The sequence below is a fragment of the Clostridium sp. MCC345 genome (assembly GCF_018785345.1).
GTDB lineage: Bacteria > Bacillota > Clostridia > Lachnospirales > Anaerotignaceae > Anaerotignum_A > Anaerotignum_A faecicola.
The window spans coordinates 1-344 of record NZ_WQPP01000025.1 but is presented as its reverse complement, the minus strand read 5'-3'; the positions used below and the strand labels follow the sequence as shown (position 1 = coordinate 344).

The following is a 344-nucleotide window of genomic DNA, read 5'->3' as shown; positions in this document are numbered from 1 at the left end:
CGCAGGGTGTCGATACCGTCATTCATGGCGATATAGCGGACACCGTTTCTTGGGAAAAAGTCCTCAATCAAATGCCCGGTTTGCAGATAGTTACGCCCCAGTCGGCTGAGGTCTTTCGTGATGACAAGGTTGATTTGCCTGCGCTCAATGGCTCTCAACATTCTCTGTAAATCAGGACGCTCCATGTTAAGACCTGTGAAGCCATCGTCCTGATAGACTGCCACAACCTCCCATCCCTGCTTTTCGCAGTATTTTTCCAGCATATCACGCTGGTTTGCGATACTGGCACTTTCGCCTTGCAGGTCATCGTCCTTTGACAGCCTGCAATAGACCGCTGCACGATA

The 344-nt window shown here is 50.6% G+C and carries 1 protein-coding gene; it reads right to left on the bottom strand.

All coding sequences use genetic code 11. The annotated features are described in order from the left end of the window. The coding region (locus GPK49_RS06440; protein WP_215677069.1) for a recombinase family protein at positions 1-344 on the bottom strand (344 nt) is incomplete at both ends.